Source organism: Arthrobacter alpinus (genome assembly GCF_900105965.1).
Classification (GTDB): domain Bacteria; phylum Actinomycetota; class Actinomycetes; order Actinomycetales; family Micrococcaceae; genus Specibacter; species Specibacter alpinus.
This window is the reverse complement of the sequence record NZ_FNTV01000001.1, coordinates 2,069,752-2,090,809: the sequence shown is the minus strand read 5'-3', so window position 1 is coordinate 2,090,809 and position 21,058 is coordinate 2,069,752. Positions and strand designations below refer to the sequence as shown.

Annotated in this window: 17 protein-coding genes; 2 read left to right on the top strand and 15 right to left on the bottom strand. The window is 63.5% G+C overall.

What is annotated here, in order from left to right:
• Positions 1–141 precede the first annotated feature (141 nt).
• From BLV41_RS09650 to BLV41_RS09640, 3 genes are read right to left on the bottom strand one after another with little or no spacing between them, the layout of a single operon-like run.
• A complete protein-coding gene (locus BLV41_RS09650; RefSeq protein WP_074711487.1) occupies positions 142–1,662 on the bottom strand; it encodes an FAD-dependent oxidoreductase in 1,521 nt (506 codons plus the stop codon).
• Positions 1,659–3,857 (bottom strand): molybdopterin oxidoreductase family protein, encoded by a 2,199-nt coding sequence (locus BLV41_RS09645; protein ID WP_244516824.1) that lies wholly within the window; start codon positions 3,855–3,857, stop codon positions 1,659–1,661. The genes BLV41_RS09650 and BLV41_RS09645 overlap by 4 nt, the downstream gene beginning before the upstream one ends.
• Positions 3,857–5,290 (bottom strand): MFS transporter, encoded by a 1,434-nt coding sequence (locus BLV41_RS09640; RefSeq protein WP_074711486.1) that lies wholly within the window; start codon positions 5,288–5,290, stop codon positions 3,857–3,859. Before BLV41_RS09640 ends, BLV41_RS09645 begins: the two co-directional genes overlap by 1 nt.
• Before the next feature lie 356 nt (positions 5,291–5,646).
• On the opposite strand from BLV41_RS09640, the gene BLV41_RS09635 reads away from it, so the two are divergent.
• Positions 5,647–7,056 (top strand): MFS transporter, encoded by a 1,410-nt coding sequence (locus BLV41_RS09635; RefSeq protein ID WP_074711485.1) that lies wholly within the window; start codon positions 5,647–5,649, stop codon positions 7,054–7,056.
• 149 nt (positions 7,057–7,205) lie between these two features.
• Here the strand turns inward: BLV41_RS09635 and BLV41_RS09630 are convergent, their stop codons facing one another.
• The 4 genes from BLV41_RS09630 to BLV41_RS09615 all read right to left on the bottom strand — a co-directional run bounded on the left by BLV41_RS09630 (position 7,206) and on the right by BLV41_RS09615 (position 10,719).
• Positions 7,206–9,020 (bottom strand): acetyl/propionyl/methylcrotonyl-CoA carboxylase subunit alpha, encoded by a 1,815-nt coding sequence (locus BLV41_RS09630; RefSeq protein WP_139244267.1) that lies wholly within the window; start codon positions 9,018–9,020, stop codon positions 7,206–7,208.
• Positions 9,021–9,173: 153 nt separating this feature from the next.
• Positions 9,174–9,482 carry a winged helix-turn-helix domain-containing protein gene (locus BLV41_RS09625; RefSeq protein ID WP_074711484.1) on the bottom strand — a complete coding sequence of 103 codons (309 nt, stop codon included), beginning with the start codon at positions 9,480–9,482 and terminating at the stop codon, positions 9,174–9,176.
• On the bottom strand, positions 9,479–9,922 hold the full coding sequence (locus tag BLV41_RS09620; RefSeq protein WP_074711483.1) for a hypothetical protein: 444 nt from the start codon (positions 9,920–9,922) through the stop codon (positions 9,479–9,481). The genes BLV41_RS09625 and BLV41_RS09620 overlap by 4 nt, the downstream gene beginning before the upstream one ends.
• A 185-nt stretch (positions 9,923–10,107) precedes the next feature.
• Positions 10,108–10,719, bottom strand: a complete 612-nt coding sequence (locus tag BLV41_RS09615) for a Maf family protein (RefSeq protein ID WP_074711482.1) — start codon at positions 10,717–10,719, stop codon at positions 10,108–10,110.
• 33 nt (positions 10,720–10,752) lie between these two features.
• Between BLV41_RS09615 and BLV41_RS09610 the strand changes: the two genes are divergently transcribed.
• On the top strand, positions 10,753–11,517 hold the full coding sequence (locus BLV41_RS09610) for a class I SAM-dependent methyltransferase (RefSeq protein WP_074711481.1): 765 nt from the start codon (positions 10,753–10,755) through the stop codon (positions 11,515–11,517).
• A 206-nt stretch (positions 11,518–11,723) separates the two neighbouring features.
• Here the strand turns inward: BLV41_RS09610 and BLV41_RS09605 are convergent, their stop codons facing one another.
• The 8 genes from BLV41_RS09605 to xdhC form a co-directional block, all read right to left on the bottom strand.
• The gene (locus BLV41_RS09605) at positions 11,724–12,140 is read right to left on the bottom strand and encodes a DUF779 domain-containing protein (RefSeq protein ID WP_074711480.1); all 417 of its coding nucleotides are present in this window, start codon (positions 12,138–12,140) and stop codon (positions 11,724–11,726) included.
• A gap of 58 nt (positions 12,141–12,198) precedes the next feature.
• Complete coding sequence (gene adhP, locus BLV41_RS09600) at positions 12,199–13,209, bottom strand: alcohol dehydrogenase AdhP (protein ID WP_074713234.1); 1,011 nt, start codon at positions 13,207–13,209, stop codon at positions 12,199–12,201.
• Positions 13,210–13,376: 167 nt separating this feature from the next.
• Positions 13,377–14,900: an acetaldehyde dehydrogenase ExaC gene (exaC, locus tag BLV41_RS09595; protein WP_074711479.1), complete on the bottom strand. Its 1,524-nt coding sequence runs from the start codon at positions 14,898–14,900 to the stop codon at positions 13,377–13,379.
• A 202-nt stretch (positions 14,901–15,102) separates the two neighbouring features.
• Positions 15,103–15,558: an HD domain-containing protein gene (locus BLV41_RS09590; RefSeq protein ID WP_044577692.1), complete on the bottom strand. Its 456-nt coding sequence runs from the start codon at positions 15,556–15,558 to the stop codon at positions 15,103–15,105.
• Positions 15,559–15,636: 78 nt separating this feature from the next.
• Entirely contained in the window at positions 15,637–16,884 is a 1,248-nt protein-coding gene (locus BLV41_RS09585) for a GAF domain-containing protein (RefSeq protein ID WP_074711478.1), read from the bottom strand.
• 140 nt (positions 16,885–17,024) lie between these two features.
• Complete coding sequence (locus BLV41_RS09580) at positions 17,025–19,523, bottom strand: MMPL family transporter (protein ID WP_074711477.1); 2,499 nt, start codon at positions 19,521–19,523, stop codon at positions 17,025–17,027.
• A 50-nt stretch (positions 19,524–19,573) separates the two neighbouring features.
• Positions 19,574–20,203 (bottom strand): TetR/AcrR family transcriptional regulator, encoded by a 630-nt coding sequence (locus tag BLV41_RS09575; RefSeq protein WP_074711476.1) that lies wholly within the window; start codon positions 20,201–20,203, stop codon positions 19,574–19,576.
• 27 nt (positions 20,204–20,230) lie between these two features.
• Positions 20,231–21,055 carry a xanthine dehydrogenase accessory protein XdhC gene (gene xdhC, locus BLV41_RS09570; protein ID WP_074711475.1) on the bottom strand — a complete coding sequence of 275 codons (825 nt, stop codon included), beginning with the start codon at positions 21,053–21,055 and terminating at the stop codon, positions 20,231–20,233.
• Between the last annotated feature and the right edge of the window lie 3 nt (positions 21,056–21,058).

Sequence of the window (21,058 nt, the reverse complement as noted above, 5' to 3'; positions counted from 1 at the left end):
GCGCTGCACTGGATGCGAGTGCAGCGCATAGCAAAAGTGCCCGCGCCCTGAATTGACCCTATGCGCCACACTGGTGTCCAGTGCTGCGCATATGCCAAGGCGGTGGTGGTTCCACGCTCTGTTTCTGCACTCCATTTGGTTTTAGGCCGGGGCGAAATGCGCCTCGATGAGGTTTTTCAGGTCCGAGTGGCAGCCGCCGCAACCAGTTCCGGCCCGGGTGGCGGCCGAGATTTCCTGCACGCTGGAGCATCCGCCAACCACGGCGGCCGTGATGGTTTCCTCCGCGACACCTGCACAACGGCATACGGTCCGGGCCGGATCTGCCACCGTGGCCATCTCACGGTCGGGCCCATCCAGGCGCAGGAGTGCTGATCTGTCTGCCGGAAGCTCGGCGCCACGTTCAAAGAGTAGGGTCAGTTCCGCGCCGGTTCGGGGCATGCCCACGCTGATAAAGCCGCACAAAACACCGCCGCGGGTGCTCATCTTGACGTATTTTCCGTGTTCGGGATCCGCCCAGAGGCTCACCGACAACCCGGGGATGTCGTCGAACGGGCCGGCCGCAACGTCACCGGCCACTGCCACATCAACACCTCGCGCCTTGAGCATCATGACGGGTGCGCGCTCAGCCGGCAGGGGAGTGGACGCTGCTGGGTTGTCCATGAGGAATGCTGCCAGCCATTCCGCCTGACGCCATCCCGGGCCGATCAAACCCAGCGGGCCGGTGCCGGCGGCGCATTCGGGGCAGTCAGCGTCCAGGCACCGAATTTCGGCACAGTCACCCATGGCGAACACGTTGGGATCGTGGTGAGCCGCCATGGAGTGGTTCACCAGAATGCCGCGATCTGTGGCCAGGCCGGCACCCTCGGCAACCTCCACCCGGGGACGAACTCCGCAGGACAACACCAACAGATCGCCAGCCACCACCGAGCCATTCTCCTGCAGCAAACCGGAAAATGTGGGGTTGCCGTCCGTGCCGTCGGTCATGTTCACGCCAACAGCGCGGGCTTGGGAAACCACAGTGATGCCGCGGGCCCGCAATGCCGCGGCTACGGTGTGTCCGGCTCCGGCGTCGATGCTGCGCCCCAAGGTGTGCGCGCCGTGGTGAACCACCGTGACCTCGGCGCCTTCATCGCGGGCGGCAAGTGCGGCCTCCAGCCCCAGGATGCCACCGCCCAGCACCACAACTCGCTGGCGACGTTCCACGGCGTTGTGCAGCACGGCGGCATCGGCCAAATTCCGCAGCGCAATGACGCCACGGGGCAACGGCACGCGGGCGGCGGGATCCGGGTTGAGGCCGTGCAATGTGGGAACTACCGGGCGGGCGCCCGTGGCGAACACCAGCTTGCCGTAGTTGATCCAGGTGCCGTCGGCGAGCAGCACGCCTTGGCGGGCACGGTCCACGCGCCGCACGCATGCGTCCAGGTGAACGGCGACGCCGGCGGCCGCCAACTCGGCCGGGTCGGAGACGGAGATTGCCTCAGCCGTGGTTCGGCCTACTCCAAGATCGGCCACCAGGACACGGTTGTAGGCTGCCGAACTTTCCTCACCAATGATGGTCAAGGACAGCTCACCGCGGCGCACAGAGGGCAGCAACTCATCGGCCAGCCGGGCGGCAACGGGACCATAGCCGACAATGACCACGTGGTTCGGTGAGATTGTCATGACGCCTCCTGTAGGTCGGCTGGTTCAGCGGCGGCGGTCCCCTGCACAGTGGGATCCGCCAGGACGGTGACGGAGCTGGCTTTGAACTCGGGCATGCCGGAGACGGGGTCCACGGCCGCGCTGGTGAGGAGATTGGCGTTCTCCTCCTGCGGGAAATGGAACGGCAGGAAAACGGTGTCGCTGCGGATGGCTGTGCTGACCTTTGCCGTGCAGTGGACCGAGCCACGCGCATTGGAGATGGTGACGCGGGCGCCGTCGGCAATTCCACGGGAAGCGGCAGCCAGCGGGTGGATGAGCAGCTCGGCGTGCGGAACGGCAGCCGCCAGCTCCGGAACGCGCCGGGTCTGGGCGCCGGATTGGTAATGCTCCAGCAACCGGCCGGTGACAAGGGCAAGAGTGGAGCCGGCAAAGAGTGTGTCTTGGCCCCGGGAAGTTGCCGGGGAGACCGGTGTCAGCACGGCCCGGCCGTCAGCGTGGGCGAAGGAATCCAAGAACAACCGCGGCGTGCCTTTGCTGCCGGCGGGAAAGGGCCAGTACGCCTCGGCGCCGGAATCCAGCAGCGCGTAGTCAATACCCGAATAATCCGCCAAACCGCCCTCCGACGCTGCCCGCAGCTCGGTAAACACGGTCTCCGGATCGGGACTGAAGGTGGACGGTGCGTCCAAGCGGCGGGCCAGCTCGGAGAAGATCCAGAGCTCGCTCCTGGCACCGGCTGGCGGCGTTACGGCCGCCCGGCGTCGCAGCACGCGCCCCTCAAGGTTTGTGATGGTGCCTTCCTCCTCGGCCCACTGCAGAACCGGCAACACAAGATCGGCCTCCCGCGCGGTCTCCGACATCACGAAATCGCACACCACCAGGAAGTCCAGACGGCGCAAACCCTTGACCACCTCGCTGGCGTTGGGGGCGGAGACCGCCACGTTGGCGCCGTGGATGAAAAACGTTCGGACGCCGTCGGGCTGGCCAAGGGAGGCCAAAAGTTCGACGGCGGGAAGGCCCGGGCCGGGGATGATTTCCGGGTCCACACCCCACACCTTGGCGACGTGTGCACGGGCCGCGGGATCGGTGATCTTGCGGTAGCCGGGCAGCTGATCGGCCTTCTGGCCATGTTCCCGCCCGCCCTGGCCATTGCCCTGACCCGTTAGCGTGCCATAGCCGCTGGTGGCCGAACCCGGCAGGCCCAGCAGGAGCGCCAAGTTGATGGCGGCCGTGGCGGTATCAGTGCCGTCCACGTGCTGCTCCACACCGCGGCCAGTCAGAATGTAGCTGCCGCCGAGAAGGGCACCCTCCGCGAGCCGGCGGGCCGTCTCACGCAGCAGATGGACGGGGACACCCGTAACGGCCTGCACGCGTTCGGGCCACCACGACGAGACGCTGCGCGCCACGGCCTGGTACCCATGGGTGCGGTTGGCAATGAAGTCCTGGTTCACCAAGCCGTCATGGATGACGATGTGGCTCAGGCCCAAAAGCAGGACCAGGTCCGTAGCCGGGACGGGCTGCAGGTGCAGGCCCGCGCCGTCGGCCGTGAAATCCGCCGTGGCCGTGCGCCGGGGGTCCACCACAATCAGCCCGCCCGCGGCGCGAGCGCCTTGGAGGTGCTGGACAAACGGGGGCATGGTCTCTGCCACGTTGGAACCAAGCATGAGGATGGTGTGGGCCGAATCCAGATCCGAGACCGGGAAAGGCAGGCCCCGGTCCAGTCCAAACGCGCGATTCCCGGCGGCCGCGGCCGAGGACATGCAAAACCGGCCGTTGTAATCGATGCGTGAGGTGCCCAGGGCCAGGCGGGTGAACTTGCCCAGCTGGTACGCCTTCTCATTTGTCAGGCCGCCGCCGCCAAAGACCCCCACGGCGTCGGGACCAAATTCGTTGCGCGTGCGCCGGACCTGATCGGCGATCAGATCCAGCGCCTGCGCCCACTCCACGGGACGGTGAATACCGTCCTGGCCGCGGAGCAGGGGAGTGGTCACGCGCCCGGGGTGTCCCAGCAGGGACGCCGAGGTCCAGCCCTTCCTGCACAATCCGCCACGGTTGGTGGGGAAGTCGCGTCCGGCAATGGTGGGAACCGCGGCTGCCTCTTCTGTTGCCGGGACCGTTGCAGCTGCCGGCGTCACCGTCATGGCGCACTGCAGGGCGCAGTACGGGCAGTGGGTGTCGGTGGTGCTGCAAGTGGCCGGGGTGCGTGAAGGGCTCATCATTAGACGCGGCTCAGAGAAGCTGCCGAGGACGGGCGGAGGTACACGGCCCAGGTCAGGGCCATCAGGATCAGGTACGCGGCGACGAAGCCGATGAAGGCTCCCTGGTAGCCGCCGGTTGCCTGGCGGGAGGCGTTCAGGACCTGCGGGACAACGAATCCACCGTAAGCGCCAATCGCGGAGATGATGCCCAAGGCGGCCGAACCCTTGCGGGCTGCACTCATCTTGCCGCCGTCGGGCGAATCGGTGGAGCTGGCCCGCAAGGCGAACACCATGGGGATCATGCGGTAGGTGGAACCGTTGCCGGCCCCAGCTGCTGCGAAGAGAACCAGGAAGAGGCTCAGGAAGAGCGGGAAGCTGCCCAGCGGCAACGTCAGAAGCTGTGCCAGTGCTGTCAAGGAGAGGACGCCGAAGCAGGCAACCGTGACGCGGGCGCCGCCCCAGCGGTCGGCCAGCTTGCCACCGTAGGGCCGGGCCAGTGAGCCGATCAAGGCGCCCAGGAATGCCAGGGAGATGATGGCCGGGCCAATCGGGATGCCAACACCGGCGCCAAAGGAATCCATGATCAGTTTCGGGAACACTGCGGAGAATCCGATGAACGAGCCGAAGGTGCCGATGTAAAGCAGCGCCAGAATCCACAGGTGGGGTTCGCGCAGGGATGCCAGGGAGCCGGCAATGTCCGACTTGGCGCTGGTCAGGTTGTCCATGTACTTCCACGCGCCCCAGGCAGCGATCAAGATGAACGGAACCCACATGAGCCCGGCCAGCGGCAGGCCCAAGGTTCCGGCTGCCAGTAGCGTTACGGCCAAAGGCACCATGAACTGTGCGACGGCGGCACCCAGGTTTCCGCCGGCGGCGTTCAGTCCCAGCGCCCAGCCCTTTTCGCGGGCCGGGAAGAAGTAGGTGATGTTGGCCATGGAGGAGGCGAAGTTTCCGCCGCCCAGACCGGCCAAGGCTGCCACGGCGAGCATGGCGCCGAAGGGGGTCTCCGGGTTGCCTACGCACAGGGCCAGGCCCACGGTGGGGATGAGTAGCAGGAGCGCGGAAACAATGGTCCAGTTGCGTCCGCCGAACCTGGCCACCATGAAGGTGTAGGGGATTCGCAGCGTGGCTCCCACAAGGGAGGGGATGGAGATGAGCCAGAACAGTTCACCCGAGCTGAAGGTAAAGCCCGCGCCCGGGAGGAAGACCACTACGATCGACCAGAGCTGCCAGACCACAAAGCCGAGGAATTCGCAGGCGATGGACCAGGCCAGGTTCCGCTTGGCGATTGCCCTGCCCACAGATTCCCACTGACCGGTGTCTTCCGCGTCCCAGTGGTGCAACCACCTGCCGCGGGTGCTGGTTATTTCTGCACCGGCTGCTGTGCCTGCCGGTGTGCCGGTGGTGCCCGGTGTGGTCTCAATTGTGGTGCTGCCGTTGCGCTCTGCCGTCATGACAAACCTCCCCGTCGCTTTACGGTGCCCTGGGGCATCGTGCCTGAATCTTGTAAGTTCAACGTTATGGAAGCGGCGTTTCGGGACAGGTCAAACGGTGTGAAATTGTTGTGACTTTTCCTTAACCGTCGTGTCCCGGCGTTGTTAGGCCACGGGCGAGGTGCCCCGGATTCGTCCGTATAGTGGCATGATTGTCCAACAGGTGGACGCCGGGAGTATTCTTGGTAACCGCAGAATGAATTGAACTTGCCCTGCGCTTATATGTGTTTGGTGTTGGCTTTGCGCGTGAGATAGACCTCCCGGGCGAAGTTGAGCCTCGATCACTACGAGGTGGGGCCACGAGAAAGAGCCATCCCATGAGTTCCACCCCCAAGGCGGAGACAGCGGAGACCCCGCCCGTCAACAGCCGAGGCCGCGTTATCGTCGCGAGCCTCATCGGCACCACCATCGAGTTTTATGACTTCTATGTCTACGCCACCGCGGCCGTGCTGGTCTTCCCGGCGCTCTTCTTCCCCACGGCCGACGCCGCCACGGCCCTGTTGAGCTCCTTTGCAATCTTCGGTGTAGCATTCGTTGCCCGCCCCTTGGGCTCCATTGTGTTTGGCCACTTTGGCGACAAGGTAGGTCGCAAGGGAACCCTCGTGGCATCCCTGCTGACCATGGGCGTCTCCACGTTCCTGATCGGCTGCTTGCCCACCGCCCTGGTTCCGGGCTGGACGTTCTGGGCACCGGCGCTGCTCGTTGTCATGCGCTTCATGCAGGGTCTGGCCCTTGGCGGTGAGTGGAGCGGTGCTGCTCTGCTGGCGACGGAGAATGCACCGGAGGGAAAGCGCGCCATCTGGGGCACGTTCCCGCAGCTGGGTGCCCCCATCGGCTTCATCTTGGCCAATGGCATCTTCCTGGCCCTCAGCTTCGGCCTGACGACGGCGGAGTTCCAGGCTTGGGGCTGGCGCATCCCGTTCCTGCTCAGCGCCGTCATGGTTATTGTTGGCCTGTATGTCCGCCTGAAGCTGGTGGAAACTCCCGCCTTCCAGAAGGTTATTGACCAGGGAGAGGTTTCCAAGCTGCCGGTGGGTCGCGTTTTCAAGACGAGCTGGCGCCCCCTGATCCTGGGTACCTTTGTCATGCTGGCCACGTACGTGCTGTTCTACCTCATGACCACGTTCACCTTGTCCTACGGCACCACGCCAGCCACGATTGAGGCCGCCAAGGCCGCTGCGGAAGCCAAGGGCAAGCCCATGACTGCCGACGCCATTGCCAGCTGGGTCCCGGGCCTGGGCTACACCCGCAACGAATTCCTCATCATGCTCATCATCGGTGTGGTCTTCTTCGGCATCTTCACCCTGGTCTCCGGACCGCTGGCCGAGAAGTACGGCCGCCGCAAGTCCCTGTTGTGGATCACCGGTGGAATTGCCGTCTTCGGCCTGTTCTTTGTGCCCTTGTTCGGCGCAGGCACGGCCGGTGTTATGGCTCTTCTGATCCTGGGCTTCACACTCATGGGCCTCACCTTTGGCCCCATGGGCGCCCTGTTGCCGGAACTGTTCCCCACGAACGTCCGCTACACAGGTTCGGCCATCAGCTACAACATGTCCAGCATCCTCGGCGCTGCCGTGGCCCCGTTCATCGCGGTGGCGCTGTGGCAGTCCGCCGGCGGCAGCCCCGTCCTGGTGGGTATCTACCTCACCTCGATGGCCGTGTTGACGCTTGTTGCACTGTTCGTCATGAAGGAAACCCGCGACCTGGACTACACCTCCAACGTCAGCTAGCTCCTCTTCCCATTCCCAACGCTCCTGCAGTAATGGGGGTGGTTTGGAGGACGCTCCTTCAGCAAAGGGGCATAAATACGAAACGCTCGCTCACCAATTTCCATTGGTGAGCGAGCGTTTCGCATTTATGCCCCGTATGTGAGCGAGGGTTAGTCTTCGATGGTGGCCAATACGGCTCCGGCGGAGACGGTGTCCCCGGCTGCTGCGCTCAGGCCCGTGACGGTGCCGGCGCGGTGTGCCGTGAGTGGCTGCTCCATCTTCATGGCCTCAAGAACCACAATCAGATCACCCTCTGCGACTACATCACCGTCAGCCACGGCAACCTTCACAATGGTGCCCTGCATGGGGGAGGTCAGTGCGTTGCCGTTGGCGGCTACCGGGCCGGCATTGCGGGTGCGTCCGGCCTTCTTGGCCTTCTTGGCCCCATTGGTGGAACCGGTGCTGACGGCGAACGACGACGGGAGCGTCACCTCAAGGCGTTTGCCACCCACCTCGACGGTCACGCTCTGGCGAGTACCGGCGTCGTCCGTTGCGGCGGCAGCGCCGGCGAGGTCGAAGGCGGGGATGGTGTTGTTGAACTCGGTCTCGATCCAGCGGGTGTGCGTGGTGAACGCTTCTCCGTTGGCCGGGGCGAAGGCGGGGTCAACAACCACTGCGCGGTGGAATGGCAGCACGGTGGGCAGGCCGCCGATCTGCATTTCTTCCAGTGCGCGGCTGGAGCGCTGGAGTGCCTGCTCGCGGGTGGCGCCGGTGACGATCAGCTTGGCAAGCATGGAGTCGAAGTTGCCGCCGATGACCTCGCCGGCCGTGATGCCGGAATCGACGCGGACGCCGGGGCCGGTGGGCAGGGTCAGCGTGGTGACGGTGCCCGGTGCCGGCATGAAGCCGCGGCCCGGATCTTCGCCGTTGATGCGGAACTCGAAGGAGTGGCCGCGGATTTCGGGGTCGCCGTAGCCGAGCTCTTCGCCGCGTGCGATGCGGAATTGCTCGCGGACCAAGTCGATGCCCGTGACCTCTTCGGAGATGGTGTGCTCAACCTGCAGGCGCGTGTTGACCTCGAGGAAGGAGATGGTGCCGTCGGTGCCCACGAGGAATTCGCAGGTGCCTGCGCCAACATATTTGGCTTCCTTCATGATGGCCTTCGAAGCTTCATAAAGGCGCTTGTTCTGGTCCTCGGACAGGAACGGTGCGGGGGCTTCCTCAACCAGCTTCTGGTTGCGACGCTGCAGTGAGCAGTCCCTTGTTGACACGACGACGACGTTGCCCGCGGCATCTGCCAAGCACTGGGTTTCCACGTGGCGAGGAGCGTCCAGGAAGCGTTCAACGAAGCACTCGCCGCGGCCAAAGGCTGCAACGGCTTCACGAACTGCGGATTCGTACAGTTCTGGGATTTCCTCGCGGCTGCGAACAACCTTGATGCCGCGGCCACCGCCACCGTAGGCGGCCTTGATGGCCAGTGGAAGGCCGAATTCGTCGGCGAAGTCCAGGACTTCCTGCGTCGACTCAACCGGGTTCTTGGTACCGGGAACCAGGGGCGCGCCAACCTTTTCGGCAATGTGGCGGGCCTGGACCTTGTCGCCCAGTGCGGCGATGGCCGCGGGGGAGGGGCCGATCCAGATTAGGCCTGCGTCAATAACCTTCTGGGCAAACTCGGCGTTCTCGGCCAGGAATCCGTAACCGGGGTGAACGGAGTCGGCGCCTGATGCCTTGGCGGCGTCGAGGATCTTCTCCATGACGAGGTAGGAGTCGGCGGCAGTCGCGCCACCGAGGGCGAAGGCTTCATCTGCCATGCGGACATGGAGCGCGTCCCTGTCCGGTTCCGCGTAGACGGCTACGGAAGCGATACCTTCGTCGCGAGCCGCCCGGATGATGCGGACTGCGATTTCACCGCGATTGGCGATCAGGACTTTGGTCAGCGATGTTGCGCCAGCTGTATTTGCGGCTGCAGAGCGTGAAATTCCCACACGAGACTCCTTCTATTCTTTGGAGAGCCTAGCGTGAATATGTGGATTTTCCTCACACATCATGGCGTTTATGCGTGTGTGACGGCGATCCTTTGTTGGGTTCCTACAAAAACAGTCCCGAGCGTGGCGCGTGGGTCACGGCCTGATCCCCAGCTAGGCGCCGGCAATGAGGCGAAGGGTGGCCATGTGGTGCTCCCACGCTTCGTGACCGGCCGGCGTTAGCTTGAGCGAGGTGCGGGGGAATTTGCCCACAAAGGCTTTCTTGATTTCCACGAAGCCAGCCTTGTCGAGGATCGTGAGTTGCTTGCTGAGCACTGAATCGCTGACCTGGATGGTGTTGCGCAGGTCCTTGAAATCCATGGTCTCGGTCTTGGCCAGGGCTGCGGCAATGGAGAACCGGACTGGCTGGTGCAGAACTTCACTGAGTTCATGCCGTGGGTGCTGGGCTGGCTGTTGGCTCATGCGCGCAACTCGCGGAATGCGGCTGCCAGGCCAATGACAGCGAGCACGGCGGCGGCGGGAATGTAATAGGCCAAGCTGCCGTGGGGGAAGGCGAAGGCGCCAACAAGAAGGGCAATCACGTAGAGGCCCATGTATCCCAGAAGTGAAGTGAGGAAGCGCCTTGTGAATCCTGTCTTGGTGGTGCGCTGCATCAGGGGCCAGATCGTGGCATTGATGGCGGCCCAAATGCCCACCGTTGCCGCTAGTAGGGGTGCGCCGTAGCCGGTGTGGGCCACGATGTGCAGTCCAATCATGAGCATTGATCCAAGCATTGCCAGGGAATTGAACACCATGGCGGCGGGCCAGCTGGCGGCGCTGGTGGCCGAGGTGCCAATGCCTTCGGCCCGTGCCAGGAGTTCGCGGGCTTCGGCGGCCGAGGGGGAGATGCCGGGCTGGCTCATGACGGTCCTTTCGGTTGAGCGGTGCTTCCTGCCGACTCAACTATATGAAACTACTTTCCGTAGCGTCAAGTACTTTCTGCACGTTTCCTGAAGTTATGCGTGGGACTGGCCGCGGGTTCTGCGCATAAATGCTCATGCGCAGAACCCGGGGCGGGTTTCCCGCATATGTGCACAACTTCTTGGTGCTAGGCCCACAGATCGGTGATGGACACCCCATGGATGGCCAGCAGCCTGCGCAGCGTGGAAATGGAGAGCCCCACAACAGTGTGCGGGTCGCCGTCGATCCCTGAAATGAACGCCCCGGCCAGACCGTCGATCGTGAATCCACCGGCAACCTGCAGCGGCTCACCGGTGGCGACGTACGCGTCAATCTCGGCGTCCGACACGTCCTCAAAGGTGACGCGCGCACTGGTGACCTCTCCGTGCCCAACGGGAGCGCCGCCGTCGTGCGTGGAGATGAGCCAATGGCCGGTATGCAGGACGCCAGACTTGCCGCGCATCGTCTGCCAGCGTTCGCGGGCGACGTCCGGCTCCCACGGCTTGCCATAGGGTGCGCCGTCAAACTCGAAAACCGAGTCGCAGCCCACCACGAGGCCGTCAGGCATACCGGCGGCAACGGATTCGGCCTTGGTTCGGGCCAGCAGCAGTGCGGTTTCGGCGGGTGTCAGTGGTCCGGCGGCAGCTGTTGCGGCGTCTTCGTCCACATCGGAAACCAGGACGCGGTGCGCAATGCCGGCGTCGGTGAGCAATTTGGTGCGAGCAGGGGAGGCCGAGGCGAGGATTAGGGGCAAAGTCATGGTTCAAGGGTAATCGCCGCATAGGGTGGAGAGATGCGTAAAACGTTCGATGATCTGGTGGCCGAGGCGAATTCGGTGTCTGTCGACGGCTGGGATTTTTCTTGGTTGGAGGGCCGTGCCACGGAGGAGCGCCCGCCGTGGGGATACCAGCGCGTCATGGCGGACAGGATGGCCGGTGCCACGGCCTCACTCGACCTGCAGACCGGGGGTGGGGAGGTCCTGGCCGGTGCCGAGATCATCCCGCCGTTGGCCGTGGCGACGGAATCGTGGCCACCCAACCTGCCCGTAGCCGCGGCCCGGCTGCATCCGCGCGGCATTGTGGTGGTCTCAGACAATGACGAGCCGCCGCTGCCCTTTGCCGGCGATGCCTTTGATCTGGTCACCAGCCGCCACCCGCTCAAGGCGTGGTGGGAGGAGGTCTACCGCGTCCTGGCACCCGGCGGCACGTACCTTTCCCAACAAGTGGGTCCGGCAAGTGTCTTTGAACTGGTGGAGTTTTTCCTGGGACCGCAGCCAGTGGAGGTGCGCCGGGGCCGGCACTGGGACGACGCCGTCGCCGAAGCCACCACTGCAGGCCTGGAGGTGGTTGAGCTGCAAACCGCGTATCTGAAGACCGAGTTCCTCGACATCGGCGCCGTCATCTATTTCCTGCGCAAGGTCATTTGGATGGTGCCGGGCTTCACCGTGGAGTCGTACGTGGAAAAACTGCGGGAATTGCATGCCATCATCGAGCGCGACGGTAAGTTCACCGCCACAACCACCCGTTTCCTCATCGAGGCGCGCAAACCGCTGGCATAGTTGACCATGTACGACGCCGGACCCGCCCACCCAGGCTGGGGGCCGGCAGCGCGTAGGGAATTCAGGAAAGGAGCACCATGGAAATCGTCATGGCCGGGGCCATCGTGGTGGCCGTTGCGGCCGTCATCGTTCAAAAGAGCCGCCAAGCAAGAAACCGCCGGAAGTAGGTCTACCCTTCTGGCGTTCGAAGGGTTTAACAACGCGTATCAGCGGGACGCCGGAACGAATCCCTCCACCAAGCGAGAACGGATCAGGAACCGTTTGCCTTCGGGCGCCTCAACCGAGAAACCGCTGCCACGCCCCTGCACCACATCAACTGTGAGGTGGGTGTGCGACCAGTAGTTGAACTGCTCCTTCGACATCCAAAATTCCACCGGACCGCAGCCTGGGAGCTCAAATAGTCCCAGCAGGATGTCGGCCTCGGCCGTAATGAACTCGCCCGCCGGATAACACATGGGGGAGGAGCCGTCACAGCAACCCCCGGACTGGTGGAACATCAACGGCCCGTGAATGCCCCACAATTTCCGCAGCAATTCGACGGCCGTGGCAGACAGCGCCACGCGGGACTGTGTTTCGCCGTCGATGGTGATGGCTGCATCCAACGTTTCAGACGTGGAGTCCATGGAAGTGCTCCTTCACAATGGGGGAGGCCGGGCCCTGGCGGACCCGGCCATGGTTTTGCTAGTAGGCGATGACCACGCGGCCGTCGATTGCCCCGGCCTTCATCTCCTCGAGCACCTCGTTGATTTCACCCAAGCTGCGGGTTGAGACGGTGGGGTGGATGAGGCCGCGGGCGTAGAAGTCGATGGCCTCGGTCATGTCCTGGCGGGTACCCACGATGGAGCCGCGGATAGTCAGGCCCTTAAGTACCACCTCGAAGATGGGTGCCGGGAAATCGCCCGGGGGCAGGCCGTTGAACACGATGGTGCCGCCGCGACGGGTCATGCCGATCGCCTGGCCAAAGGCTGCCGGGTGAACGGCCGTAACCAATACCCCGTGGACGCCGCCGGTCTCTCGCTGGATGGCCTCCACCGGGTCCTCATCCCGGGCGTTGACGGTGATTTCGGCGCCGTGCTTACGGGCCAGGGCCAGCTTGTCCTCGGCGATATCCACGGCGGCAACGCGCAGACCCATGGCCACGGCGTACTGGACAGCAATGTGCCCCAGCCCGCCAATGCCGGAGATGACAACCCACTGGCCCGGGCGGGCCTCAGTCATTTTCAGGCCCTTATAGACGGTGACGCCGGCGCACAACACTGGCGCGATCTCCACGGGGTCGGCACCCTCGGGGATGCGCGGGGCAAACTCGGCATCCACCAGCATGTACTCGCCAAAGGAGCCGTCCACGCTGTAGCCGCCGTTTTGCTGCGACTCGCACAGGGTTTCCCAGCCGGTGCGGCAGAATTCACAGTCCCCGCAGGCGCTCCACAGCCACGCGTTGCCCACGCGGTCGCCGACGGACAGGGAGGTGACGCCGTCTCCAAGGGCCACGACTTCACCCACACCTTCGTGGCCGGGCACGAACGGCGGGCTGGGCTTGACTGGCCAGTCGCCCTCGGCGGCGTGCAGGTCCGTGTGGCAAACACCGCTGGCGATCAATTTGACCAGGGCTTGTCCCGGCCCGGGAGAGGGGAGCGGGTATTCCCCAACACTGAGGGGTGCGCCGAATTCCTTGACAACTGCTGCATGCATCGTGGTCATGTGGTTCTCCTTTGAACGGTGTGGTGACGGGCGTGCGCCGGGCACCCAAGGGTCAGGTGCCCGGCGTCGTGCGTGGCAAATGTGAGGGAGCGTTCCCGAAAAGCGCCCCTTTAGTGAGCGAGCGTCAGGGAAAGATGCCCCGTAAGTGAGCGAGCGTCTTAGAAGAAGCCGAGCTTGTCCTCGCTGTAGCTGACCAGCAGGTTCTTGGTCTGCTGGTAGTGGTCGAGCATCATGGCGTGGTTTTCGCGGCCAATGCCCGAGGACTTGTAGCCGCCAAACGCAGCACCCGCGGGATAGGCGTGGTAGTTGTTGACCCACACGCGCCCGGCCTGGATCTCGCGGCCCGCCCGATAAGCGACGTTGCCATTGCGGGACCACACACCGGCGCCGAGGCCGTAGAGGGTGTCGTTGGCGATGTGCAGGGCGTCGGCGTAGTCGCTGAACTTGGTCACCGCGAGCACGGGGCCAAAGATCTCCTCCTGGAAGATGCGCATGTCATTGGTGCCCTCGAAGATGGTGGGCTTGACGTAGTAGCCGCCGGCCAGATCCCCGGGGAGGAAGTTGCGCTCGCCGCCGGTGAGCAGCTTGGCTCCCTCCTGCTTGCCGATGTCCATGTAGGACAGGATCTTTTCCATCTGGTCATTTGAAGCCTGCGCCCCAATTTGGGTGTCCGTGTCCAGCGGGTTGCCCTGGATGATGGCTTCGGTGCGGGCCACGGCGTCGGCCATGAACTTCTCGTACATGGATTCCTGGACGAGTGCACGTGAGGGGCAGGTACAGACCTCGCCCTGGTTGAAGGCGTAGAGCGTGAAGCCCTCCAGTGCTTTGTCGTAGAAGGCATCGTTCTTGTCCATGACGTCTTCGAAGAAGATGTTGGGGCTCTTGCCCCCGAGCTCCAACGTCACCGGAATCAGGTTCTGGCTCGCGTACTGGCTGATGAGGCGGCCCGTGGTGGTCTCACCCGTGAATGCGATCTTGCGGATGCGCTTGCTGGAGGCCAGCGGCTTGCCGGCTTCCACGCCGAAGCCGTTGACCACGTTGATGACGCCGGCCGGCAGGATGTCGGAGATGAGTTCCATGAGAACCAGGATGGAGGCGGGCGTCTGTTCCGCTGGTTTAAGGACGACGGCGTTGCCCGCAGCAAGTGCCGGCGCCAACTTCCACACGGCCATCAGGATGGGGAAGTTCCATGGAATGATCTGGCCCACTACGCCGAGGGGCTCGTGATAGTGGTAGGCAGTGGTGTCGTCGTCGATCTGGGTGAGGCTGCCTTCCTGGGCGCGGACCACGGAGGCGAAGTAGCGGAAGTGGTCTGCCGCGAGCGGGATGTCGGCGTTGAGGGTTTCGCGGACGGCCTTGCCGTTGTCCCACGTCTCGGCGACGGCGAGGAGTTCTACGTTCTCATCGATGCGGTCCGCGATCTTGTTCAGGATTGCTGCGCGTTCCGTTGCGGAGGTCTTGCCCCAGCTCGGGGCCACCTTGTGCGCGGCGTCCAATGCCAGTTCAATGTCTTCGGCGGTGCCGCGGGCCACCTCACAGAAGACCTTGCCGGTGACGGGAGTGACGTTCTCAAAATACTCACCCTTGACCGGGGCGACCCACTCGCCGCCAATCCAGTTTTCATAACGATTCTTGAAAGTGACCTTGGATCCGTCGGTTCCGGGTTGCGCATAAACAGCCATTGTTTAAACTCCTTCGCAGTGGGGGACATCAGCGTCCTTGTCTGGAAGCGTACGCCGGGCCACGTTGCAACCACGTTGCATGGAGTGGGTCAGGCTCTGGGGATCAGAAAATCGTTGACGGCGTGCCAAACTGTCGAGGGCACATGGAATTTCGTACGCCCTCGACAGCTTGGCACGCCGTGGGCGGACTGTTGCTTTCCGCCTAGTCGAGTGCGAGGAGTTCCGCGGCCTTGGCGTACTTGGCCCGGAGGCGGTCCGCGGTGGCCGGATCCAACTTGGCGACGCGCACGGGATCGGTGTTGTCCTTCAAGTCCGCGGCCTTGACCATGCGTGCCAACCGGTTTGCCCGGACGCGTGAAAAGTACTCCTCAACAGGTTCGCCATTGCGCTTGGTCATGGCATCCACGGCAGTGACAATGTCAAGAGAGAAGCCCCAGACGATCAAGTCCCTGAAAGTGACCTCGGTATCCTCCACAACGTCGTGGAGCCACGCCACTGCAATCGCCGCATCCGGGGCATCGGGGAAGAGCTGCCGCACATGCTCTGCTACCCGGGCAGGGTGCTCGATGTAGTTGGCGCCCACCTTGTCCACCTGTCCGGCATGTGCGGTGCCCGCGACATCGGCGGCAATGGCAATGACGTCTACGGTTTGTCCCATGGCAATAGTCTGGTGTGTCGCCGCCCGGTTATCAATGACGCAACACCTCAAGCGATGGAATACTATCCGTTCGGCTCGTTAAGTTTCCAGATCTTCAAGGTGAGCCACGACGGCGGCCCGCTTGGGTGAGCGCGGCGGCAGGAGACGCAGCGCCGTGCGCCAAGCTTCGACGTCGTCCGTGGCCTCGGAAAGTTGCAGATACGTCAGCAGGACCTCGGGGCTGGCGTCATTGAGAATTGCCTCGCGCAATTGCACGGCAACCCGGTTGCGGATCCCCTCAACTGCCGGTGCCAAGGACCGGGGCATGGCCTCCCCGCGGTACATATTCAGTGCCAAGCGGTGTGCGCCGCGGTCAAGATAGTTGCGAACCTGCTCGGCGTCCAACACGAGCGGCCGGGGGAGTCGGTAGGGCCGGGATTCTGGCACGAGCGACGGCGCCGCGGAGAGCAGCAGTTTGCGCAACCGCACCATTTCAGCCCTGATGCTGGTCAAAGAGGTGCCGTCCGGGTAAACCTTGGCCGTCAGTTCATCCGCGCTCAGCCCGTCCGGATGAAGTGCAAGGACGGCCAGAATTTCGGTGTGCCGTTCGCTCAGGATCACGGCTTGGCCGGCAACATGGAGCAGGCCCTGGTCCCGGCCCAGAATCTGCAAACTGTCGCGGTACAGGGGCTTGGATGCGCCGGAGGTTCCGTGGCTTCTCTTGCCCTGACGTTTGCCCGCATCCATCTGCCGTTCCAGCCGGTGGATGCGAAGCTGGGCTTCCGCCGCGGCCACCGTTGCCTGCACCAGGGAGAGGGTGTTGGCACCCACAGCCTCGGCACCTCCGGTGATGTCAACAATGCCAAGGACGGAGCCGGAATCGGGGTCATGCACGGGCACGGCCGTGCAGCTCCACGAATGGACGGCCGGATTGAAGTGCTCCCGGCCCACAATCTGCACGCTCTTGCCCAACACCAGAGCCGTGCCCGGGGCGCTAGTGCCCACCGCCGTTTCGGACCAATCGGCACCCCTGGCGAAATTGATGTTCTCGCCGTGACGGCGTGCGGAGGAATCACCCTCAACCCATAGCAACCGGCCATGTTCATCGCCCACGGCCACCAACAAACCCGTGTCATGGCTGGGCTCAATGAGTAATTTGTTGATAACAGGCATGATGGCCGACAGCGGATGGTCCCGGCGGAACTCGATCAATTCGCGGCTCTCCCATATGAGCGGAGGTTCCAAACCGCCCGTGGTGGCCAAGGCATCGAAAGACCGTTTCCACGAATCGCGCACCAGTGGCCGCAGCGCCTCCAGGGGATCGAGCAGGGGGTACGTGGGTGACATCAACTCTCCAAAACCCAAGTCTCGAATGGACGGTGTACGGCACGCAGGCTCCTTTGTGCCGTGGCTCACAAGTGTAGTGCACCAGCAAAAAGGCGGGCGGGGCACAAGCCCCGCCCGCCTTTCCGTATCGAGATGAACCGTTACCGTGCCGTGGCAGGCTCCTGCTCGAGCTCACCGGCGTCGTCCGGGATCTCCAGGCTGGCCAGCTTGGCGCCCTCCACGTCCACATCCGGCAGGATCTTATCCAGCCACTTCGGGATCCACCAGGCCGACTTGCCCAGCAGGTGCATGGCGGCCGGAACAATCGTCATGCGCACCACGAACGCGTCAACCAGCACGCCGAATGCCAAGGCAAAGCCCAGCGGACGCACCATGGTCAGGTGGCTGAAGATGAAGCCGGAGAACACGCTGATCATGATGATCGCGGCCGCCGTGACAACCGGCGCAGCATGCTTGAATCCGGTCCGCACCGCCTGCTTGGCCGACTGCCCATGGGCGTAAGCTTCACGCATTCCCGAAGCAATAAACACCTGGTAATCCATGGCCAAGCCAAACAGCACGCCGATCAAAATGATGGGCAGGAAGCTCAACACTGCCGCCGGGTTCGCGACGTCGAAGATCCCTCCGAGCCAGCCCCACTGGTACACAGCCACCACGCCACCAAAGGCCGCAACCAGCGAGAGCAGGAAACCGGCGGTAGCCAGCAGCGGAACCAGAATGGAGCGGAATACCAGGATCAGCAGGATTAGGGAAAGCCCGACGACGATGGCCAGGTAGGGCGGCAACGCCGCTCCCAGCTTCTCCGAGACATCGACGTTGGCGGCTGTTTGGCCTGTCAGCCCGATCGTGACGTCGAGCTCCGAGGCGATGCTTGCGCCTTCGCTTCGCAGATCATGGATGACCTGAACGGTGCTCTCGCTTGCCGGGCCCTCCGTGGGGATGACCTGGTAGACGGCGGTGCGCAGGTCCTTGCTGACCATCACGGGAACGGCGGCCGTCACGTTGTGGACCTCGCGGAGCTTGTCCGCCACATCCAGGTTCAGCTCCGTGGCGGCAGCCTGGTCCAGCCCGGCAGGCAGCGAACCAACCACAATGATGGGACCGTTCATTCCGGTGCCAAAGTTTTCGCCTGTGATGGAGTAGGCCTGGAAGGCGCTGGAATCAACAGGTTCCGAACCGCCGTCGGGCAAGGCCAACCGCAGGCCGGTTGCCGGGATGGCAATGACAACCAGGGCAATGACAGCGGTGACCAGGGAAATGACCGGGTGCTTTGTGACGAGCCCGCCCCAGCCCTTGGCGCTGCGGGCAATGTCGGCAGCGTCATCGGCCGCGGACTTTTCGGCGTCGCTCAAACCCTCCAACGCGGCATTGTGGATCTGTGTGGCGGCCGCGTTCTTGGCCCAGGCCTTCCGGGAGATGATCTTGGTGCCGATGAGCGAAAGCAAGGCGGGGGTCAGGGTCAAGGCGATGATCACGGACACGGCAACGGTTGCTGCCGCGGCCAAACCGAGGACGGCAAGGAACGGCAGTCCGGTAACGGCCAGGGCGGCCAAGGCGATGACGACTGTCAGTCCGGCAAAGGTCACGGCGTTGCCCGAGGTTCCGGTGGCCTTGGCGATGGATTCGCGCATGGCCATGCCGGCCATCAGCTGCTGCCGGTGGCGGTTGACGATGAACAGGGAGTAGTCGATTCCCACTGCCAGGCCCAACATGAGCGCCAGCATGGGGGAGATCGAGGACATCTCGATGACCGAGGTCAACGCCATGGTGCCGCCCACACCAATACCCACGCCCACTACGGCCATGAGCAACGGCAAGCCGGCCGCAACCAGGGTGCCCAGCATGATCAGCAGCACGGCGGCCGCAACGGCAATACCAACAATTTCGGAGATGCCGAAGAGTGAGGACACGTCCTCAACAATTTCCTTGCTGTAGGAGACCGTGACGCCACTGGATTCGAGGGTGTTCAGCTTGTCCTGGACCAGCTGGCGGTTGGCCGGGGTTACCCCGTTCATGGACTCGGTGAACTGGATCTGGCCGATCGCGGCCTTGTTGTTTTCGGAGACAAAACGGACGGCTGCGGCCGCATCGCTGGTGCGCTGGCCGGAATCAAGCTCTGCCTTCTTGGCTGTCAGGGTGGCCTGTCCGGCCTCTAGCTGGGCAGCAATGGCCTGGGCCTCGGGAGAGTCTGCCGGTAGTGCTGCCGTCTGGGCCTTTTGGGCGTCGAGTTTGGCCTGCTCCTGCGCCAATTGCGCAGCGCCCCCGGCGAGTTGGGCTGCGCCGTCTTTCTGGGAGGCCGTTGTCAGGAACGGATCGATGACTCCCTTGACCGTGGGAACCTCGGTCACAGTTTTCATGGCTTCCGTGATGGCCGTTTCCTGGGCGGCCGTAAATGGTTCTCCGTTAGTGCTGGTGAACACCACAGCTCCCGTGCCGCCGGATGCTTCCGGAAGATCGGCCTGGAGCTTGTCCGCCATCTGTTGGGTTTCGGTGCCGGGGATCTGGAAGTTATTGGACATGGGGCCCATGAAGAGTGCCGCGGCACCACCCACGAGGCCCACGATCACGGCCCAGGCGGTGATCACCAACCATGCGCGTCGGGCGGAGAACCGCCCTAATTTATAGAGCCAAAGGGCCATGGTGAATCCATTCTGTAAATAACAATGCGGGCGAAGCCGGGTGAAAGACGTTAGAAGCCGTTGCGAAGAAGCGAAATGGTGGTGTCAAGGTTTTGGCGCAGCTGCGCCAGGGAGGGCTCAGAGGTATCGGCGCCACATTCTTGGCACCAAACCTGGAAAGCTGCCCGACAGCTGCCAACAATGGCACCCACCAGGGACAAGGTGTAGAGTTCGGGAGTTTCGGCCGGCAGGCGGCGGCGGGCCACATCCACGATTTTTATGGTGCATTCGTCCCACGCCTGCAGCTGGAGGCGATCAAGCTGCGGGTCCTGGGTCAGCGAAAAAGTTTCAGCCAGAATGGCCAGATCGTTGGTATTGCCCACGGTGGAAAGCGCTGCCTGAGCAGATTCCAGAATGGATTCGGAGGTAGGACGGGCCTCAAATGCCGTGATGACCGAGTCAAGGTAACGCTGCGTGTAGCTGGTGACGGCCGCTTCCACGGAGGAGAAGTAGTTGAAGAAGGTGCGCCGGGAAACTCCGGCGACGGCAGCTACGTCGTCGACCGTGAAGGAGTTGAGGTCCTTCTCTCTCAGGAAATTCAAGGCGGCCGCGGCGATGGCTTCGCGGGTGGCTGTCTTGTTGAGCTCGCGCCGAGATGGCTGCCCAGACGGCGAGGGGATTGTTGTCGCAGAAATACTCACATGACTACACTAAGTGCAAGTTTGCACTTAGTGCAAATACTCTCCTTGGGGTTCGCCCCCGGCATTCTCCCAACGTGCCAGCAGATCCGCGACAACGCCGACGGCGATGCTGGCCGGATCCTTGCCGGCAATCGTCGGGATGCCGATGGGGCAGGTGATCCTGTCAATTTCTGCCTCAGCATGGCCTTCGGCTGCAAGGTTTTTGCGGAAGCGGGCAAACTTGCTGCGCGATCCAATCAAGCCGATGTGAAACAGTGTGGTCCGCAGGGCTGCCTCACACAGCACGAAGTCCTCGGTGTGGTCATGCGTTAGGACAAGGACCGTGGCGCCCTCCGGAAGCGTGGGAAGGACAACCTCGGGGGCAATTTCATGGCGGATCGAGAGACGGGCCGGACCGCCTCGCAGCGGTTCCATGCGTTCGGTGGTCAGGGCCTCCTGACGGGTGTCTACTAGGATCAGATTTAGCGGTTGCCGGGCAAGAATATGGGAGATCTCGTAGCCAACATGCCCCATTCCAAAGATCACTACCGTCCGCCTGGAGTTGATGACCTCGAGGAATACGGTGACCTCACCGCCACAACACTGGACGCCGTGGGTTCCGGCAACTTTGTCGTTGAGCGCAAACGTCATGAGCTCGGGGGCACTGCCGCCAGCGGCGATGAGTTTCCTGGCCCTGTCGACGATGCTGGCCTCGAAGTTCCCGCCACCAATGGAGCCCCAGAGTTCATGAGCGGAGATGACCATTTTTGCTCCGGCGTCCCTGGGCGAGTGGCCGCGTGCGTGAGCCAGGGTGGCGATAACCGCCGTCTCATTCCTCTCGCGCAACTGCGTAAGCGCTGCCAACCAGTCCACGAT

Coding starts and splice junctions, on each gene's coding strand:
- BLV41_RS09615 (WP_074711482.1), bottom strand. CDS start 10,719: ATGACTTTGCCCCTAATCCTCGCCTCGGCCTCCCCTGCTCGCACCAAA.
- BLV41_RS09605 (WP_074711480.1), bottom strand. CDS start 12,140: ATGGACTCCACGTCTGAAACGTTGGATGCAGCCATCACCATCGACGGC.
- exaC (WP_074711479.1), bottom strand. CDS start 14,900: ATGGCTGTTTATGCGCAACCCGGAACCGACGGATCCAAGGTCACTTTC.
- BLV41_RS09640 (WP_074711486.1), bottom strand. CDS start 5,290: ATGACGGCAGAGCGCAACGGCAGCACCACAATTGAGACCACACCGGGC.
- BLV41_RS09625 (WP_074711484.1), bottom strand. CDS start 9,482: ATGAGCCAACAGCCAGCCCAGCACCCACGGCATGAACTCAGTGAAGTT.
- BLV41_RS09620 (WP_074711483.1), bottom strand. CDS start 9,922: ATGAGCCAGCCCGGCATCTCCCCCTCGGCCGCCGAAGCCCGCGAACTC.
- BLV41_RS09645 (WP_244516824.1), bottom strand. CDS start 3,857: ATGATGAGCCCTTCACGCACCCCGGCCACTTGCAGCACCACCGACACC.
- adhP (WP_074713234.1), bottom strand. CDS start 13,209: ATGCATGCAGCAGTTGTCAAGGAATTCGGCGCACCCCTCAGTGTTGGG.
- BLV41_RS09580 (WP_074711477.1), bottom strand. CDS start 19,523: ATGGCCCTTTGGCTCTATAAATTAGGGCGGTTCTCCGCCCGACGCGCA.
- BLV41_RS09590 (WP_044577692.1), bottom strand. CDS start 15,558: ATGGGACAAACCGTAGACGTCATTGCCATTGCCGCCGATGTCGCGGGC.
- BLV41_RS09610 (WP_074711481.1), top strand. CDS start 10,753: ATGCGTAAAACGTTCGATGATCTGGTGGCCGAGGCGAATTCGGTGTCT.
- BLV41_RS09650 (WP_074711487.1), bottom strand. CDS start 1,662: ATGACAATCTCACCGAACCACGTGGTCATTGTCGGCTATGGTCCCGTT.
- BLV41_RS09635 (WP_074711485.1), top strand. CDS start 5,647: ATGAGTTCCACCCCCAAGGCGGAGACAGCGGAGACCCCGCCCGTCAAC.
- BLV41_RS09585 (WP_074711478.1), bottom strand. CDS start 16,884: ATGTCACCCACGTACCCCCTGCTCGATCCCCTGGAGGCGCTGCGGCCA.